Source organism: Clostridium sp. Cult2 (genome assembly GCF_021655075.1).
In the GTDB taxonomy this organism is placed as follows: Bacteria; Bacillota; Clostridia; order Tissierellales; family Tepidimicrobiaceae; genus Schnuerera.
In genome coordinates this window covers 1-18546 of the sequence record NZ_PPXX01000098.1, presented here as the reverse complement: position 1 = coordinate 18546, position 18546 = coordinate 1, and the positions used below count along the sequence as shown (strand labels likewise).

Here is an 18546-nt window from a genome sequence, read left to right as displayed (position 1 = left end):
AGAAACAAATGGGGGTGATATCATAGTCAACATTAAAATTGTAGTAAGTATTTTTTTATACTTACTATTAGTAAAGCTAATATATATAGAAACAGCTATAGATAAAATAGTAGATATTAAAGTAGTTAATATTGCAACAAAAAGGCTACTTTTAAGTAATACAATATTTTTATTTAATAAACTCTTATAAATATCCAATGTGAACTTTCCTTCAACAAAAAAACTTTTACTAACAACAGCTATCATCGGATAAAAAACAAATAATAGGACAAGTATAAAAATTATTATAAGAATTAATTTATCAATAAAATCTAAAAAAGGGGTATCTATTCTATTAGATACCCTATTATTTTCTATTTTCATATTATTTGTCACCTACGAGTTCTGCCCATTTTTCGAGTATTCGTTCTCTATCCTTTCCAAATGATGATAAATCTTGTTTAATAAGCTTTTCTTTAGGTACGCCTAAATCATAGCCTTCTACCCCAGGTTTAACCATTTGTGCTCCATCTTTACCATCTATTTGGGCAAGAATTTGCTGATTTTCTTTTGAAAGCATAAAGTCTATAAAGGCCTTTGCACCTTCTAAATTTTGGCTGTTTTTGAATATGGCAACCCCTTCAGGTACCCATGGTATACCATCTTGTGGAAATACAACTTCTACATTTTGTTCCTCTTGAAGATCAAAGGCTGATTTATCAGCTGGAATAATTCCTATGGCAAATTCACCTTCCATAGTCTTTAATTGTGGGTCTTTACCTCTCTTTGCATAATAAGGAATGTTTTTATTCATTTCTTCAAAGAATTTCCATCCTTCTTCTTCGCCCATCAATTGTAACAATCCATTTACAGCAGCATAATTAGTTCCTGAGATAGCTGGATTAGACATTATTATTTCATCTTTATATTCGGGGTTTGTTAAATCTTTCCAACTAGTTGGCATTGGAAGATTTTTTTCTTCTAATATATCTTTGTTAACTAATAATCCAACAATAGTAAGACCTTTTCCAATCCAATATCCTTCAGGGTCTTTAAACTCTACAGGTATATCTTCTGATTCCTTTGATATATAAGATTCAAGTAACCCTTCCTCCTTAGCTTGCATAAAAGCATCTAAACCTCCACCAAACCATACATCAGCCATAGGTTTACCTTCTTCTGCTCTTACTCTTGATAAAAGTTCTCCAGATGACATTGATATAAACTCTACTTTAACTCCCGTTTCATCGGTAAATTTATCGAAGAATTCCTTGTAAGACTCTGATGTAGCCACAATATTTAAGGTTGTGCCTGTTAAATCAACTTTTTCCTCATTTTTTGTTTCTCCTTGTTCCTCTGGTTCTTCATTAGGTGTTTCAGTTTTTTCACAAGCAGCTAATGATAAAACCATTGAAAAGATTAATAATAATATAAGTATTTTGCTAGTTCTTTTCATGTTTTTCCCTCCATTTCTATATTTCCTCGAATATTATAACATATTAAACAAAAACATTAACATGTATTAATATTTTTCATAGCATCCTCATCTACTATTGTATTTATCTATACCAGATTAATATATAGAATTATGTGGTATTATTTAATTAACATTATAAATGGAGGCAGAAATGTAATGATAATTGACACTCATGTACATGAAAATAAATATTCTTCAGACAGTTTCATTGATTTAAAGAAAGCAATCGATATGGCTAAATTAATAGGTCTTGATGGAATGTGTATAACTAACCATGACAATAACCATCTGAGAAAAGACTTAGGGGATTATGTAAAGATTAATGGAATTTTAGTAATCGTCGGTGCAGAAGTCCTTACTCATCAAGGAGATATATTAGTTTTCGGCCTAAAAGACATTCCTAAGGAAAAAATTCACGCTGAAGAACTACTAAAACTTGTAAGAAAACATAAGGGTGTGGCAATTGCTGCTCATCCTTTTAGAAATAACAATAGAGGGCTAGAAAATCATTTACATGAAGTAGCAGACCTATTGCATGGTGTTGAATCCTTTAATGGAAGCACTTACTCTTATCACAACCTATATGCTTATGCTACAGCTACCCAATTAGGATTACCTTCCTTTGGTGCTAGCGATGCCCATGTATTAGATAGAATTGGTAAATACGCAACTAAATTTTATGATGGCATCAGAGATGATAAAGATTTTATTGAAGCTGTTAAAGCTAAAACTTTCCATCCTGTCATGAGAAAAGATGGTAATTTTGTAGACTTTGATTATTCTTATGAAGAAGTATTACCAAAAGAAAAAATAGCAAGTTTTAAACAAAAATAACTATTTAACCCCCATAAATTAATTTAAGGGGTTTTTTTATTCAATTTCCTTCCTGGTTTATTGTTTCTTATATAAATTGGGTATATATACTTAAATATAAAATGGAGGGGTTTGAATTGTTAGATATCAAAATATTTTCTGATTTTGCATGTCCTTTCTGTTTCATAGCTACAGGTATTTTTGACAAAATGAAAGAAGATGGTATAAACTTTATAGTGGAATGGATCCCATATGAAATGCATCCAGATATTCCGTTAGAAGGAAGAAGCGTTGAAGGAAAACATCCAAAAGGCTATGCAGAAAAAATGTATGAAATGCTAAGCAAATTAGGTGCAGAACATGGTATTGAATACAAAATTCAAGAAAAAGATTATAATACTCACAGAGCCCTTTTAGCAGGGGAATATGCTAAATCAGTTGGTAAATATGATGAGTTTTCTAAAATGGTATTTAAAGCTTATTTTACAGATTTAAAAAATATAGGAGATAAAAATATTCTTGACGGTATAGCAGAAAAAACTGGACTAAATGTTTTAGAGATGAATAAACTTATCGATACTGGAGAATATAATAAAAATTTAGATCTGGCAAAGGAGTTAACAAATAAGTTTGAAGTAGAAGGTACTCCTACTTTTGTAATTAATAATAAGCACAAAATGATTGGAGTTAGACCTTATGAACAGATAAAAAGGTCTTTCTTAGCATATGAATAACGCAACCTCCTAAAGTGTTAACCCTTTAGGAGGTCTTTTTTTTGAACAGTTTTATATTTTAATTCATCTTTAGAATAATACCTATTAATTGCACTATTAACTATTTTCATAATCAATCCATTATAACCTAACCTAGATGCTTCAGCCATTTTTGTTAAATCGCTATGTCCTTTCATAAGACCTGGTAGAGAATTTATTTCTAATACATAAGGAATATTGTCCTTCAATCTAATATCAACCCTTGCATAGTCACGCATTCCCAAAGCATTGTAGGCTTTTAATGCTACTTTCTCAATTCTCTTTTTAGTTTCCCTTGTCAATTTAGCAGGAATATGAAAAAGTGTCTTGTCCCCATAATGGAATTTAACTTCAAAACTATAAATATTATTTAAATAATCTGGAAGATTTGAAAAATCCACTTCTAATATTGGAAGAACAGTCAAGTTGTTACCATTACCTAGAACTCCTACTGTAAGTTCCCTGCCCTCAATATATTCAGTTATCATTATGGGTGGATTATATATTTTTAAATCTTCTTTAATTTTTTCAACTAATTCATCCCCATTGAATACAAGGCTATTTTCATGTATACCCCTACTAGAGCCTTCATCTTTAGGCTTTACTAAGACTGGATAGTCAACATTTAAGTTCTTTATTTCTTCTATATTGTAAACATGGGTAAACTTTGGTGTAGGAATTTTAGCTTCTTGAAACAGTTTGCATGAATAGATTTTATTATAAGCAAGTCCATGTCCTAGAGGCGAAGAACTTGTATAGGGAATACCAGCATATTCTAAGGCTGCTGGTAATTGAGAAAGCCTTGCATCTCCTTTGATTCCATTACATAGATTAAAAACCAAATCTACTTTTTCTTTTTTTAATTTAGAAATTAAATTTTCATCAAATACTAAATCTATACAATTAAACTTCTTTGATAGTACTTCTTTTATCCCCTTAATGGTCTTTTTCTTTTGTTTATCTTCCATTATCCCCTCTTCTGTAGGTAATATTTCAAACCTTGGCTTATCAGTAACTACAGCCACCTTCACAAATAAACATCTCCTTTAATCTATTTATTATAAATAAAATAAGAGACGCCTCTATTTAAAATGCCTCCCTTTCCATTATATAGTATTTATAAAAATATTACAAAAGCCACTACCCTGTTCTGGTAATGGCTTTCTAACTAATTAGTATCTAATGCTATAGGAAGTCTACTTATTAACACCTTAGTCATATATGCATACAAAGGTATATTGACTAATTGACTGATTATCCTAGTAGGAAGAATAGTTACTAAAGGTATACCAAATAATGTTTTCATAAAGTATGCCCACATTACTATAGAGGTAGTAACTTGTCCTATAGCTATTGCTAATAGAAGTTTCCAAAATGAAGTTCTACATTCTTTATCCTTGCATCTAATCATAACAAGCCCGGGTATTACTCCCGTTAAAGCTGCTGATAGAGTAAAATGTGGCATATATGGGCCCATGGGACTAACTATCATTCCTACTATATCACCAACAGCCCCAACGACTCCACCAGCAACTGGACCAAAAACTATTCCAGCAAAGATGATTGGAAATCCTCCAAACCCTATTCGAACAATTTCAGTCCCTCCACCGCCAATTCTAATGCTGCCAATTCTTGATAACACAACATTTAATGCAACCAACAAGGCATAATAGGCGATATTTTTAGGATTAAATTTTTTCATAAAAATAGCCTCCTTTCATTAAATGATATGACAGAACTGCCACACCAAGAAAGTAGACTATTCAGGATGTGTCAGCGAACGCGATAGGTTTAACGCAAGCTAAAAATAGCTCTTCGTTTAGAGGCAACGTCCCATCCTCTAACACTTTACGCAAACTATCTACTCTGCCATTGATTAATTTAACTTTTACAATTAACAAAGATGTTAACATCTATAGTATATCTAATAATTGTAAAAATTTCAAGTTGTTTTATTCCTATTTATTCTTCTAACCTGTATATGCTTTCTTTAATATATTGATAATTTGCTCATTTTTGATTTTAATTGGATTGGATTTTGTGCAAAGATCTTCCATAGCAATATTACTCATTTCCTCCAAACTCTTGTAAAATATGACGCTATCAATATTTGCTTCTTTTAATGTAGCAGGTATATTAAGCTTATCCTTTAAAATTTTTATACCTTCTATTAAACTGACAACTCCTTTTCTAGGTGTTGAATGGGGAAACCCCAATGATTTAGATATATGTCTATATTTTTTTGATGTTTTACTATTTGATACTCTATCTAATTCTGAATTAAATTCTACCACATAGGGAAGTAATATGCCATTAATCCTCCCATGGGGAATGCCAAATCGAGCACCTATTATGTGGGCAATACTATGATTAACTCCTAACCCAGAATTAGTAAAAGCTATTCCTGCCATACAAGAAGCAATTTGCATTTTTTCCCTTGCTTCTAAATCTTTTTCATTATAATAGGCCCTTAACAAATAACTAAATACGTATTTAATGGCTTTCTCTGCATAAGTATCCGTATAATCTGATGCATTTATGGCTACATAAGCTTCTATGGCATGAGTTAAAACATCAAAACCTGTATCTGCAATAACATGTGAAGGAATTGTTTTCGTAAATTGATTATCTAAAATAGCTATATCAGGAATCATTCTATTATCCATTATTGGAATTTTTCTTTCAGTTTTTGTATCTGTTAATACTGAATAACTAGTAACCTCAGAACCTGTACCGCTAGTAGTTGGTATTGCAATCAATGAAGGTTTTTTTATTAAATCCCTATCAATAAGTTTTTCCAATGTTAATAAATAATAATATAAAATTGCTTTTCCAGTATCTATAACAGAACCACCACCTAATGCGATAATTGTATCAGACCTAAAACCAATAAATTCCTCTAATCCCTTATATACACTTTCTAAAGATGGATTTTCTGCTACATCATTGAATAGACACCAATCAATGCTTTTTTTATCTAAAATATATGTTATTTCTGCCAAATTTCCTAGTTTAATCATTACATTATCTGTTACAATAAAAGCCTTCTTTATATTAATATCTTTTAGCCTTTGGATTGAATCTAAACCATAGTAAATATCCGTCTTTAGGTTAAAATTTCTCATAGCAATTCCTCCAACTATCCATATCAAGAATAGATATATTAGCTCTCTTGAGTTTGTTCCACTCTTCTATTAGCAATAAAAATTGCAAGTATAACTGCTGTAATTCCTGCAGTTAATTTACCTGCCACCATTGGAAATATCATATCCTTTGCAACGCCAGCAGTAAATCCTAAATGATCACCAAAGACAAAAGATGCACTAACAGCAAAAGCCACATTAATAATCTTACCTCTATTATCCATATCTTTCATTAATCCAAACATAGGTATATTGTTTGCTAATGAAGCTACCATACCTGCTGCTGCAACATCGCCCATTCCAAGTAATTTCCCTAATTGTAGTAGTGGTTTATTAAATACTTTAGTTATAAAATGTACCATAGGAAAAGCTCCTGCTAACATCAAAGCAATATCTCCAACAATTTCGATACCATCAGATACTGGTGCCATACCGGGAATTACAACTATTCCAGTTAAAGTTTCAATAATGATAGCTGCCAATCCTATTGTTATTACTATAACTACTCCCTTACCAAAGACGGTAAATCCTCTAATCATCCTATTTGGAATTCTCCACAAACCTATTGCTAATAAAAGGGATACTATTACTATTGGAACCGAGTTGCTCAATATCATTGATAAATCGAAACCTGCAACTAAACCACCAACAAAAGTCCCAATAGGGATAGTAATCAATCCAGCCAATATTCCTGTTGCTAAAAATGGATGATCTTCTTTTTTTATTATTCCCAGAGCTACAGGTATTGTAAATACAATTGTAGGTCCCATCATAGCACCTAGTATTAAACCTGCAAATAGTCCTGCTTGTTCTGTTTGCGCTAATTCCATGGCTAAGGGATATCCTCCCATATCATTGGCAAGTATCGTAGTAGCAAACATAGCAGGGTCTGCTCCCAATGCAGTATAAATTGGTACCACAACTGGTTTTAAAATATTAGCTAACACTGGTGCTAAAGATACTACACCAACCATTGCCAATGCTAAAGAACCCATTGCTAAAATTCCTTCTTCAAATTGCTCTCCAAAACCAAATTTATTTCCAATAATTCTATCCATTGCTCCAATAACCATAAATAGTACCATTATATAAACAATAATGTCATTTATTCCCATATTAACCCTCCCATCTTATTTTTTCTAATACTCTTTTTACAATCCTTCTTATATCATCTTTATTTGTATAACTATACTCTTCATATAAAATACTAGATATCTTTTCTATCAACACATCAGTGTCTAATTTAATCACCTTAGGGGCTGTTTTATAGATAGTTTTTATACCTCGTTCTTTTATCAAATCTTGGGCTATAGGAGATAAAATCATAGTGCTATCTATTAAAATCTCCTTTGAATTTTCTTCTAAATATTCATCTAAGTTCTTCTGAGTTATCAATATCTTACTCATAGGTTCACCCCCTATATTGTTTTATCCACTTCTACTTCATCTATAATTCCTATAATTGTTGCATCAATAGGTACTTCTTTATTGTCTAAAACTTTTCGTGCAGAACTTCCCATAACTACAAGTACTTCTTCTCCTATGCCTGCTCCTACATTATCTACTGCAACAAAGGTGTTTTCTTCTATTTCATTATAATAATCTATCGGCTTAACTACTAAAAGTTTATATCCATTTAAAGCTTCTTCTTTTCTAGTAGCCCAAACATTACCAACAATCTTTCCAATAATCATAAGCCTCTACCCCCTCTAAGGTTCTAAATATTCGATCTTAATTTGCTTGTCCACTATATAATCTTCTGCTAAAGGAGTTATAATAGAGCTCCTAGATATTTTTATGTTATTAATCCCATCTACCCATACTTTTTCTATATCTGATTCAGTAATAACCTTCCTATTTATAGGAACTATTCCATTTTCCCTGTTTTCTAAAGAGTTAATTATGTTTCCTAACTCCGTATATTTTATGAATTCTATCCCATAACTTTCTAGCTTTTTTTTGTATTCTTCAAATATATTATAAAAATTTTTGTTTGAACTATTTTCAAAATTTTTATATAATAATCCTTCTTCCATACATATTATCTTCTTACCTCTTAGTATGGCTTCTACTATAATAGATGAAATTATTGAGTTTTGTTTTCCAATAGCTATATCTATTAAGTCTTCATTCATCAATTCTGGACATAATATTATAGAATATGAATCAATAGATATTTTATCGTCATAGATAAAGTCAACTTTTTCCCATTTGGATATGAATAGACTATATTTGTTTTTAACCTCATCTTTATTAGAAGTTAGTAATAATATCTTTTTTTCTTCTTTCTTGTTCTTCTCTAACTCTTCTATTACTTTTCTCGTTATAGTTTCAATAAATTTTTCTATATCCAAACTATCACCCCCATAACTCCATCCTCCAATCCCGCTGCATTTGCTTCATCATAATCAATATGCATACTAAGTCTATAATTTTTATTTACTCTCACTAACACATCTTGAAAAATCACTGGCCTATTACTATTTATTTTTACACTTACAATATCTCTATTTTTAACATTAAATTTTATTGCATCCTCTGGAGACATATGAATATGACGTTTCGCTATTATTACGCTTTCATTCACTTTTATTACTGCCTTTTCAGTTGCAACAAAAATATTAGCTGTCCCATCTAAATCTCCAGATTCTTTTATGGGTGCATTTATACCTAAGTTTATAGCATCTGTTCTAGATATTTCCACCTGGGTCTTATCTCTTGGTGGCCCTAAAATAGATACATTTTTAATAATGCTTTTTGGACCTATTAAGGACACCTTTTCTTCATATTGGAACTGCCCAGGTTGGGACAATTCTTTATTTACAAGCATTTCATAATTCTTTCCAAATAGAATCTCTATATCTTTTTTGCTAAGATGTATATGTCTGCCAGATGCTTCTATGGGAATGATTTGGTCTCTTTTTACAATTTGATTAATTGAAGTTGATTCCCCTTCTTCTATTAGAAGTTTCACATCTCTTTCTTTCAAATATTGTCTTGCTGAAGGAGTAATTATTGCTTTTTTGTTTATTTTATATTCTTTTGGAATATTTTTTTTAAATAAGGTGCGTAAATATTCTTCGGTTATAACTTTCATTAAATCACCCCTATTCAAAGTTTGGGGATTCCAGACCATAATATGGTCTGGAAATTATTATCCTTCTACTTTAGGAAGTATCAATTCCACTTCAGTATGTGGTCTTGGAATTACATGAACTGATACCAGTTCCCCCACTCTTTCTGCTGCAGCAGCTCCTGCGTCTGTTGCAGCCTTAACGGCTCCAACGTCACCTCTAACAAGTACTGTAACTAAACCTCCTCCTACATGTACCTTTCCTATTAATGTCACATTTGCTGCCTTTACCATTGCATCTGCAGCTTCTATTGAACCAACTAATCCTTTCGTTTCAATCATTCCCAAAGCATTTACACTAGACATGATTATTCCTCCTTTTCATTATTTAATATTAATTTTTTTGATTTCTTCTAACACCATTTTGGTTATAGTATTAATATCTATAGAGTCGGCACTTTTAATATTCCCAGCTACCTCATCTATTCCATAAGCTAATTTTCTAATATTAATTAAATTCATTGGTGATATATTATCAGAAGTTGCACTCCCTCCTATAGCACCTGAACCAAGAGTTAGTGAAGGTGCTAATTTTGTAGTATAGCCTATTGCTCCAATAGAGGATGGAGTATTTACAACTATCCTTGAAGCAGGTTGTTGAAGAGCAAATTCTTTAATAATCTCCTCATTCTTAGAATGAATTGAAATCGTATGTCCTAATCCGCCATATTCTAATAACAGAATACATAATTGACTAGCCTCTTCAAAATTTTCCACTGAATAAAAGGCTAATAATGAAGTTAATTTCTCCTTTGAAAATGGATAATCTCTACCTACTCCCTTTTCTTCACATAATAAAACCTTTGTTTCCCCAGGTATTTCTATATTTGCCATCTTTGCTAAATCAGCAGCAGTTTTCCCAACAATTTTAGGATTGATCCTACCACTAGGATGTTCCATAAGCTGAATTATCTTATTTAATTTATCTCCTTTAAGAAAATATCCCCCTTGACGTATTATTTCATCCTTAACTTGTTCTTCTATAACTTTTTCTGTGATTATTGATTGTTCTGAAGAGCATACTGTACCATTATCAAAAGTTTTACCTTCAAATATTTTCTTTACTGCTGACTTAATATCTGCACTTCTTTCTATAAATACTGGTACATTTCCAGGACCGACCCCTAAAGCTGGAGTTCCTGAACTATAAGCAGCCTTTACCATGGCTGAACCACCAGTAGCTAAAATTAAATTTACATCTTTATGCCTCATTAACTCTTCAGTAGCTTCTTTTGTAGGGTTACTTAAACAACTAATTAAACCTTCTGGTGCCCCACTTTGAACTGCTGCACTGTTTAATATCTGAACAGTCCGTTTTATACTATTTAATGCTGCTGGATGAGGGCTAAATATTATACTATTACCAGCCTTTAGCGAAATTAATGTTTTATATATGGTGGTAGATGTTGGATTAGTAGAAGGTATTAAAGCAGAGATAACCCCTACTGGAATACCAATATCCATTATTTTATCCTTATCCTGTTCCCCAATAATCCCTAAAGTTTTCATATCTTTTACATATTCATATACTCTATCACTAGCAAATTTGTTTTTTTTAAGCTTGTCCTGCCAGTTTCCAAATTTAGTCTCTGTATGGGCTAATTTAGCTAGATATTCTCCTTCTCTGGAGGCTGCTTTTGAAATAGATTCCACAATATTATCAATTTCTGCCATACTGTATTTACTAAATACATTTTGTGCTTTTTTAGCATTTTTTATTAAGTTTCTGGCTTCCTGTATAGAAAGTAAATCCTTATCTTCAATATTCATCTACTCTTCACCTCTCTTTACATATAACAAAATGGCAGATATCAATTCATTCTTCTTTGCATATTTAATTTCATTACTATCCATGTAAGTGATGCTTAACTGTCTAGCCAATTTTCTTAATTCGACTACTTTCAACTCTCTTAATTCTTCTTCATTACTTAGATTTATTGTTTTCCCCTCAAATTCAATGGTACTTTCACGTTCATCTTTTTCCTTATCTTCTATAACATCTTCTATGCTGTCTTCAATTTTTACAAGCTTATTGCTTTTATTCTTATTGAATCCATAGTCATCAATTATCTTTTCTAACCCTTCTGCAGGCCTTGGTATCACAGTAGTTGATATAACCTTTCCTAAAATTGAAGCAGCTATTGTCCCAGCCTCAATAGAAGATTTTACAGCACTTAAATCACCTTGTAATATTATACTTACAATGCCTCCAGTAACTTCTTTATATCCAATTAAATTTACATTGGCAGCTTTTACACATGCGTCTGCTGCTTCAATAGCTGCCACATATCCATAAGTCTCAATTAATCCTAAGGCTTTATAATCCATTAATATCACCACAATCAATACTTAATAGGGTTATCCGCTACGTATTGAACAGCATCTGCAAATGCATCACAAGCAGCTTTACAAGCAGATTGACTACCTGTTAATAATCCACCACCAAAATTAGTTTCTGATGGCGGCCCATAAAAAGCAACCATTCTAACATCAGCAGCCTTTAATGCTGCATCTAAGGCATACATGGATTCTATTGGTGGAGCAATCAAATATGCTAAAGCTTCCCCTTCTCTAATTCCTGCAATAGTAGATAGATAAGACCCAGTTCTTGAGATTACATGAGCAAAATATACTATAGAGTCATCTTCAATAGCGCTATAAAAGAAAGCTTCATTTTGAATATAATCTATTGCTGCATTAAGACCACTTTTTACTTCTGCTGGATTTGGTCCCGCTAAAATACCTATAAACTCACCTGCTAATTTCGTGTTTGCATTTGCTGCTCCTCCATAGAATGATTTTGCATATACAACCTTAACGTCTGCTTTTTTTGTTGCTTCATCAAGGGCTGTATAAGAAACATCATCTGAATCTGTGGTTATAACCCCTATGCTTCTTTGAGAAGTATCCAGATTAAATTCTTTTCCTAAATCAGGGCTTACGTTTGGAATTAATTTAACACTTAATACAGTGGTTTGTAATTTATCACCTTTCATAATAACACCTCCAATATCACAATTTTAAATCTAATCCACTTGCTTTTTGATCTAACATCTTTTTTAATACATCAGCTATATGAGCACCAGCTTCAATTGCAGGAGTTCCTCCTTTGTGAATATTTGATATTACATTTCTTCTGGATTCTGGCATGCCAATAGTAGGTCTATAAGCCATATAGCAACTCATACTCTCACCGGTAGCAAGGCCAGGTCTTTCTCCTATTAAAACCGCTATTACATCAGGATTTAACACTGTTGCAATAGGTTCCATAGCTGCCACCCTTCCATATTTCACAAAGAAAGGAGTACCCATTTTGATTCCATGTCCCTTTAATCCTTGTTCTATTGCTTTGAAGGTATCTTTAGCGTTAGTTTCAATAGCTGTGGAACTTAATCCATCAGATATATATACAAGTACCTGCATATCTTTTTCAAAATTATCCTTTAAAAATTTTAGCGTTTCATCATCAAATCTTCTTCCTAAATCTGGTCTTGTAAGATATTCATCTTGGTCAGACACCAAAGTGGTTATAGATTTTAAATTCATATCTTTAATAAATTCTTCTGATACATCTGTAAATACTGCATCCATTGCTACTGCATGATCTGCTCTAAATCTTAAAAGACTTTGCGTTTTACACCTAGCTCCTGCTTTTGAGATACCTATTCTAGCAGAAGTTGATTTTTTAAAATTCAAATATGCCTCTTTATTATTAGGATTATCTATTAGCAATTGCTCCCTTAGGTTTATTCCTGTAATGTCAAATAAACCTTTATCCTCCATTGGATTATCTAGTTTATTATTTATAGTATCTGGAACATTCACCTCTGCAGTTTCACTCATTTCTTTAATAACTTGTTCTACAATACTTTTTAATTGATTTTCAGTTATCATCTTTTTTACCTCCTATTTATTCCTTAATTAAATGAATATTGAAGCGTCTCCAGCTATTTCAGTCAATTTCCCGTTTTGGTAAATCCCCATTTTCCCAAGCCAATCTTCAAATTCTCTAATTGGTCTTAACCCTAGCATTTCTCTTATAGCTGCTCCATCGTGATAAGACGCTGATTGATAGTTTAACATTACATCATCACCTTGAGGTGCAGTAATAATAAAATTGACCCCTGCTGTCGCTAATAAAACAGACAAGTTTTCAAGATCGTTTTGGTCAGCTTTCATATGGTTTGTATGACATATATCTACGCCCATTGAAATTCCCGTCAATTTCCCCATAAAGTGATCTTCTAACCCTGCTCTTATTACTTGTTTGTTATCATATAAATACTCTGGGCCTATAAATCCTACTACTGTATTTACTAGAAATGGCTCATATCTTTTAGCAAAACCATAACATCTCGCCTCTAAAGTTACCTGATCAACATTATGGTGTGCATTTGACGATAATTCTGCACCTTGTCCAGTTTCAAAATACATAACATTTGGCCCCGTAGATCTACCTTCCTTCAAAACTAATTCTCTAGCTTCATCTAATAGTTCAGCTGTTATACCAAATGCTTCATTACCTTTTTGGGTTCCTGCTATACTTTGGAATATCATATCAGCAGGAGCACCTTTTTTTATAGCTTCCATTTGAGTAGTTACATGGGACAGTACACTATGCTGTGTAGGTATCTCCCATTTAGTTTTTACCTCCTCAAGTAAATTAAATATCCTGATAACATTTTCCACTGTATCATTTACTGGGTTAAACCCTATAACAGCGTCACCAGATCCATAACTTAAACCCTCATAAATGGATATTAAAATCCCATCCAAGTTATCAGAGGGGTGATTAGGTTGTAACCTAAGGGCAAAAACATTGGGTGATCCTATAGTTGTATTACAATGGGCTTCCACTATGATTTTATTAGCCCCATATAGTAAATCTAAATTAGTCATAAGTTTGGCTACAGCAGCTACCATTTCACTAGTTAATCCTCTGCTAATTCTTCTTATATCTCTAGATGTAGTCTTAGTATCTAATATCCATTCTCTCAATTCTGCAACGGTCCAATTTTTTATTTGGTTATAGATTTTTTCATTAACTAAATCCTGAATTACCCTTGTAACTTCATCCTCTTCATAGGGAACTACTGGATTATTTCTTAAGTCTTGTAAAGTTAAGTTACTTAGCACCTCTTTAGCTGCAATCATCTCTGTAACAGATTCTGCAGCTATTCCCGCCAATTTATCTCCTGACCTTTCTTCATTTGCTTTTGCCAGCACTTCCTTAATATCCTCAAACTGATATACAGTACCAAATAATTTGGTTTTTAATCTCATATTATCCACCTCTCTAATCTATTAATTTAATAATAAGGTTTTTACAATAACGGGTACTACACTTCCATCTAATAAAGGTTTTCCAATATCTACATAGTCCCCACTCTCTACTTCTATAGAATCAATACATACTATTGGCTTTTTATTATTTAATCTAATATCTAATGTTTGACCAAGTACCTTTGCCATATCATTTTCGGTAATTACTATTAATGGCGTATTAAAATCCAATATTTCTTTCATTCCATTTATTATGGAATTAGCTAAATTTTGTACTTCTTCAAAATTAGAATTCCTCACCCCCTTAATAGCTAAAGCTACCAATTGCTTGTCTTCATCAAGGCTGAACCATTTCAATTTATCCGCAATAATCTTTTCTATCTCTTGGTAGGGTAGATTTTCATCTTCTTCAGTTAATTTTAATATAGGTATATTTTTTAAAGGAAGGACTTCTTCACTATATTTAATGGTGCTACCGCTTATATCAGTAGTATGAGATCCTGCTCCCACTACAGTGGCTCTAATAGTTTCTTTTGCATTATAGAGTTTTAAATGTTTTACAAGATTTGAGTTTAAAATAGAATTCCCTAAAATTATTCCAATATCGCCATATTGAAATATATCCTTTGAAGTATTGTGTATATAGTCAGCAACTCCACCTGTAAATGAAATATACTCTATTTCATAATCTCTTCTTAAATCCTGATTTGTTATCATAGTGTTTAACTCTTTAGAAGATTTTCTTAATCCCAGTGTCTCTTCAAGTATTGAAATCATCCTTTTTGCAATTTTTTTTAACTTCTCGTAGTCTGCTTTATCTCCTACATTTATTTCTAAGCCAATACTTTGTGCAAGGAAATATATTTTTTCTGAAATATAAGTTATAATTTTTCTATCTTTATCTATTTTTATCAATCTACCACCTATATCTAAACAAGAAGTATCTATTACATTTCCATTTTTAAATACAGCAATATTTGTTGTACCACCACCTACATCTAAATTTGCCACTATAACACCCTTATCCTTTGAAAATTCATGAACATTTGCTCCTTTTCCAGCAATTATTGCTTCTAAGTCAGGTCCTGCTGTAGCTACAACAAAATCCCCAGCCAATCCGGATAATGTATTCAAAACTTCATTAGCATTTTTCTTTCTAGCTGTTTCTCCAGTAATAATTACTGCTCCAGTTGTTACATCCTTGGCTTCTATTTTTGCCTTTTTGTATTCCTCTTCTATTATTTTTCTAACATTAGGCCCATCTATTTCAGTAGGAGATAAAAGAGGTGTAAAATATATATTGCTCTTATACACTATTTCCTTATCAACAATCTTTATCATAGGTACAGAAACTATAGAAGCTGTATCGTCTACAGTAATCCTACTAAATACTAACTGAGTAGTAGAAGTTCCTATATCTATTCCTACACTTAAGAAGCTTTCACTCATACAATCTCTCCTTAATCAAAATTTCATGAAAAAAAGAGGCCTAAAGCAGCTGTTGTAACTGCTTTAGGCCTCATCGCCTCCTATTAACACATCTTTGTGTTATAAAAAAACTATTAGATTATAGTCTAAACCCGAAACTTATATTAGTACCCTCATGGGATGAATCTATATTGAAATCTCCCCCTAATTTTTCCTTAACTATTCCATTTACTATATTAAGACCCAAACTGTTATTGGTCAATTTAGATAAATCAAATCCTTCTCCATTGTCTAAAACAGATATAGTGTATAGAGAATCCCTTTTATTTATCTTAATATTTATATATCCACTTTTCTTTCTTTTAAACCCATGTTCTATAGAATTTTGTATCAGCTCATTTACTACCAAAGCTATAGATGTTGCATAATGAGAATCGATAATAAAAGTATCTCCTAACACTTTTATATCTATATTCTTATCTGGCACTAGTAAATAATTTTTAAAAATAGCTACAATCCTTTCCAAAATTATTTTAATATCAACGTCATCAATTCCATTATCAGATAATAATTCATGGGTAGTAGATATACTTAATATTCTATTTATACTTTCATTCATTGCTCTTCTAGCATTTATATCCTGAATTCTTCTAGATTGTAATCTTAACAAACTAGCAATGGTCTGTAAATTATTTTTAATTCTATGATGTATTTCTTGAATTGCGATAGATTTTAATAAAAGTTCTTTTTCTTTTGCTTTTATTTCTGTTACATCCTTTATTATCATATTTACACCTAAAAAATCATTTTTTTGTTTTATTAAAACATATTTTATTTCTAATATCTGCCCTCCAATTGTAACAAATTCTATTTCATTATGTTTGTAATCCAAAATATTATTAAATCTAACTCTACCAAAAGCTAAACTATCAAAGTATGAACCTATTAAATCCTCATATCCTAATCCTCTATAGAGAATTTCAGCGTTACAATTTGCATAAATTGATATTCCTCTATCATTAAAAATTATTGCCGATACATTTAGTTGATGAACCGCCATTGGGAATATATCCGTAATTTCTAAAAAATTATTATAATTTGAAGAAGCCATTTCAGTACAAAAACTACACAATTTATTGTTGTCAATATTTAACATTTTCATTGCCCACCCATTATAATCAATTTAGCAATATTTGCCATAGACAATCGTTTGTCCATACTCAATCTTCTAATTTGCTTATACGCTGCTTCTTCAGATAATCCCTCATTTTGCATTAATAATCCTTTTGCCCTTTCAATTAGTTTTCTATTCTCTAGTTTCTCCTCTATCTGCCTTATGTTTTTTTTCATTCTTTTTAATTCTTCTGTATTTGACAATGCAACTTCAATTGCTGGCAAGAGGAACTCTTCCGTAACGGGTTTAACTAAATAACCCATAACTCCAATATTTATTGCCTCTTCGATAAATTCCTTTGTGCTATACGCTGTAAGAAGTACTACACACCCAGCCAACTCTTCCTTTATAATAAGTTTTGCTGCTTTTAAACCATCTAATAAAGGCATCTTAATATCCATCAGTATCAAATCTGGATTTAACTTCCTACAAATTTCTATAGCGTCAAAACCATCTGAAACAGTTCCTACAACATCGTAGTTTGCTTCAGTTAATATTTCTGTAATATCCATTCTAGCAATAGGCTGATCTTCGGCTATTACTATCCTTTTCATCTGTTTTCCTCCTTAAAAATTTAAATACTTTTTAAGTTGGTATATCCCATCTCCCTTAAAGGCACTAACATAAAATATTTTTTTGCTCCTGCTAGTGTTCTTTTACCACTTCCAGTCCTTCCAATCAATAGTCAAAAAAAGCCCACATTAATCCTAGATATAGATTATGCAGGCTCCGTTGCCTTAAAAAGCACTTCTTTGTGCATCAATATTAGTTTATAGTTGCTCAAATTACCATGAGCACCGTATTTTGTATAATACTTTTACCCATAAATAATTAATTTACACTTATTTATTCTAAAATTTTTAAAAGATTTTTATTCATATCCAATAATATATTTTATCAAAGGGGAGATTTATAAACTCAAAATGCAACCTAAATAAGGTTGCATTAAAAAATATAATGATGAGTAAATCTATAAGCCGTGTTCTGTCTTAGGTAATCATCTATCTATGACCTACTGTTACCAATAGGTTCCTGCGACCTACCTTTGGGATGGTGGCGGGCTACCACCTTTTTAAATCCCTTCTTGGTCTTGCTCCAGATGGGGTTTACATAGCCAACTAGTCACCTAGCTGCTGGTGAGCTCTTACCTCACCTTTCCATCCTTACCCCGCACTTAATTTTATAGAGAAGCTTTTTTAGTTAAAATATTTGTTTGAAATATATGGTTTTTACATCCCATTACTTATATACAAAATTGAGTGCGGGGCGGTATATTTCTGTTGCACTATCCTTAGGGTCACCCCCACTGGACGTTATCCAGCATCCTGCCCTATGGAGCACGGACTTTCCTCATGCAAAAGCAC

The 18546-nt window shown here is 31.9% G+C and carries 20 protein-coding genes, 1 other RNA gene, 1 pseudogene and 1 riboswitch; of the genes and pseudogenes, 2 read left to right on the top strand and 20 right to left on the bottom strand.

The window, feature by feature from the left end; all coding sequences use genetic code 11:
- Positions 1–363 (bottom strand): annotated as a pseudogene (locus tag C3E90_RS10460) (ABC transporter permease); the annotation flags it as partial.
- 1 nt (position 364) lies between these two features.
- Positions 365–1435 carry an ABC transporter substrate-binding protein gene (locus tag C3E90_RS10455; protein WP_236915615.1) on the bottom strand — a complete coding sequence of 357 codons (1071 nt, stop codon included), beginning with the start codon at positions 1433–1435 and terminating at the stop codon, positions 365–367.
- 177 nt (positions 1436–1612) lie between these two features.
- Between C3E90_RS10455 and C3E90_RS10450 the strand changes: the two genes are divergently transcribed.
- Positions 1613–2290, top strand: coding sequence for a PHP-associated domain-containing protein (locus C3E90_RS10450; RefSeq protein WP_236915614.1), 678 nt, complete (start codon positions 1613–1615; stop codon positions 2288–2290).
- A gap of 116 nt (positions 2291–2406) precedes the next feature.
- Complete coding sequence (locus C3E90_RS10445) at positions 2407–3003, top strand: DsbA family oxidoreductase (protein WP_236915613.1); 597 nt, start codon at positions 2407–2409, stop codon at positions 3001–3003.
- A 17-nt stretch (positions 3004–3020) separates the two neighbouring features.
- Here C3E90_RS10445 and C3E90_RS10440 read toward each other — a convergent pair whose 3' ends face one another.
- The 18 genes from C3E90_RS10440 to rnpB all read right to left on the bottom strand — a co-directional run.
- On the bottom strand, positions 3021–4052 hold the full coding sequence (locus tag C3E90_RS10440; RefSeq protein ID WP_236915612.1) for a D-alanine--D-alanine ligase family protein: 1032 nt from the start codon (positions 4050–4052) through the stop codon (positions 3021–3023).
- Positions 4053–4189: 137 nt separating this feature from the next.
- Positions 4190–4723, bottom strand: a complete 534-nt coding sequence (locus C3E90_RS10435) for a folate family ECF transporter S component (RefSeq protein ID WP_236915611.1) — start codon at positions 4721–4723, stop codon at positions 4190–4192.
- Between the two features lie 70 nt (positions 4724–4793).
- A riboswitch (THF riboswitch) is annotated at positions 4794–4892 on the bottom strand.
- Positions 4893–4991: 99 nt separating this feature from the next.
- Positions 4992–6146 (bottom strand): 1-propanol dehydrogenase PduQ, encoded by a 1155-nt coding sequence (locus tag C3E90_RS10430; RefSeq protein WP_236915610.1) that lies wholly within the window; start codon positions 6144–6146, stop codon positions 4992–4994.
- 38 nt (positions 6147–6184) lie between these two features.
- Positions 6185–7279 carry an ethanolamine utilization protein EutH gene (eutH, locus tag C3E90_RS10425; protein ID WP_236915609.1) on the bottom strand — a complete coding sequence of 365 codons (1095 nt, stop codon included), beginning with the start codon at positions 7277–7279 and terminating at the stop codon, positions 6185–6187.
- Between the two features lies 1 nt (position 7280).
- A complete protein-coding gene (locus C3E90_RS10420) occupies positions 7281–7571 on the bottom strand; it encodes a hypothetical protein (protein WP_236915608.1) in 291 nt (96 codons plus the stop codon).
- Positions 7572–7582: 11 nt separating this feature from the next.
- The gene (locus tag C3E90_RS10415; protein ID WP_236915607.1) at positions 7583–7858 is read right to left on the bottom strand and encodes a EutN/CcmL family microcompartment protein; all 276 of its coding nucleotides are present in this window, start codon (positions 7856–7858) and stop codon (positions 7583–7585) included.
- 15 nt (positions 7859–7873) lie between these two features.
- On the bottom strand, positions 7874–8518 hold the full coding sequence (locus C3E90_RS10410) for a hypothetical protein (RefSeq protein WP_236915606.1): 645 nt from the start codon (positions 8516–8518) through the stop codon (positions 7874–7876).
- The gene (gene pduL / locus C3E90_RS10405; protein ID WP_236915605.1) at positions 8509–9261 is read right to left on the bottom strand and encodes a phosphate propanoyltransferase; all 753 of its coding nucleotides are present in this window, start codon (positions 9259–9261) and stop codon (positions 8509–8511) included. Before pduL ends, C3E90_RS10410 begins: the two co-directional genes overlap by 10 nt.
- 57 nt (positions 9262–9318) lie before the next feature.
- Positions 9319–9603, bottom strand: a complete 285-nt coding sequence (locus C3E90_RS10400) for a BMC domain-containing protein (RefSeq protein ID WP_236915604.1) — start codon at positions 9601–9603, stop codon at positions 9319–9321.
- Between the two features lie 18 nt (positions 9604–9621).
- Positions 9622–11067: an acetaldehyde dehydrogenase (acetylating) gene (locus C3E90_RS10395; protein ID WP_236915603.1), complete on the bottom strand. Its 1446-nt coding sequence runs from the start codon at positions 11065–11067 to the stop codon at positions 9622–9624.
- A complete protein-coding gene (locus C3E90_RS13360) occupies positions 11068–11625 on the bottom strand; it encodes a BMC domain-containing protein (RefSeq protein WP_272879127.1) in 558 nt (185 codons plus the stop codon).
- A gap of 14 nt (positions 11626–11639) precedes the next feature.
- Positions 11640–12293 carry an ethanolamine utilization microcompartment protein EutL gene (gene eutL, locus C3E90_RS10385; protein ID WP_236915602.1) on the bottom strand — a complete coding sequence of 218 codons (654 nt, stop codon included), beginning with the start codon at positions 12291–12293 and terminating at the stop codon, positions 11640–11642.
- A 16-nt stretch (positions 12294–12309) separates the two neighbouring features.
- Positions 12310–13191 carry an ethanolamine ammonia-lyase subunit EutC gene (eutC, locus tag C3E90_RS10380; protein ID WP_236915601.1) on the bottom strand — a complete coding sequence of 294 codons (882 nt, stop codon included), beginning with the start codon at positions 13189–13191 and terminating at the stop codon, positions 12310–12312.
- 27 nt (positions 13192–13218) lie between these two features.
- The gene (locus tag C3E90_RS10375) at positions 13219–14580 is read right to left on the bottom strand and encodes an ethanolamine ammonia-lyase subunit EutB (protein WP_236915600.1); all 1362 of its coding nucleotides are present in this window, start codon (positions 14578–14580) and stop codon (positions 13219–13221) included.
- A 21-nt stretch (positions 14581–14601) separates the two neighbouring features.
- Positions 14602–16029, bottom strand: coding sequence for an ethanolamine ammonia-lyase reactivating factor EutA (gene eutA, locus C3E90_RS10370; RefSeq protein WP_236915599.1), 1428 nt, complete (start codon positions 16027–16029; stop codon positions 14602–14604).
- 118 nt (positions 16030–16147) lie between these two features.
- Entirely contained in the window at positions 16148–17164 is a 1017-nt protein-coding gene (locus C3E90_RS10365) for a sensor histidine kinase (RefSeq protein WP_236915598.1), read from the bottom strand.
- Positions 17165–17166: 2 nt separating this feature from the next.
- Entirely contained in the window at positions 17167–17736 is a 570-nt protein-coding gene (locus tag C3E90_RS10360) for an ANTAR domain-containing response regulator (protein WP_236915597.1), read from the bottom strand.
- A 403-nt stretch (positions 17737–18139) separates the two neighbouring features.
- An RNA gene (rnpB, locus tag C3E90_RS10355) (RNase P RNA component class A) lies at positions 18140–18546 on the bottom strand; the annotation flags it as partial.